Source organism: Dellaglioa sp. CoH-57-MRSF-17 (assembly GCF_056782015.1).
Window position 1 is genome coordinate 1 of the sequence record NZ_JBXAXY010000040.1, and the last position, 500, is coordinate 500.

Annotated in this window: 1 pseudogene; it reads right to left on the reverse strand. The window is 56.4% G+C overall.

The features are described from left to right. Positions 1-500 (reverse strand): annotated as a pseudogene (locus tag AC1RPJ_RS07745) (hypothetical protein); the annotation flags it as partial.

The following is a 500-nucleotide window of genomic DNA, read 5'->3' on the forward strand; positions in this document are numbered from 1 at the left end:
ATCTTCGTCTTCGTCGTCGAGTCCGTCATCATCTTCATCCTCGTCCTCGTCGTCTTCGACTGGCTTCTTCTTGCCCTTGGACTTCTTGGGAGGCTCGTCGTCATCTTCGTCTTCATCGTCGATGCCGCCGTCTTCATCCTCATCTTCGTCGTCCTCATCTTCCTCGACGACCTTCTTTTTGCCCTTGGCCGGAGTCTTCTTGCCCTTCTTCGGGGGTTCGTCGTCTTCGCCTTCGTCGATGTCGTCCGCGTCAACGGCCTTACCCTTCTTAAGCTTCACTCCATTACGCTTTGCCCACGACTCGAACTCACGCTTCGTTTCCTCATCCGACAGCGGCTCCGCTGCGAGGCACGAAGTATCCCAGCGCAGGAATGAGAGTTCTTCCTCGTCGAGCGCGCTGCGCGTGTCTGCCGGGATCACTTGATACTGATCTGCGGGTGCCTTCGAACCATCGAAGAAGATTCGAATGTCTCGGCCAAACTTCGGGTCCGTCACACTGC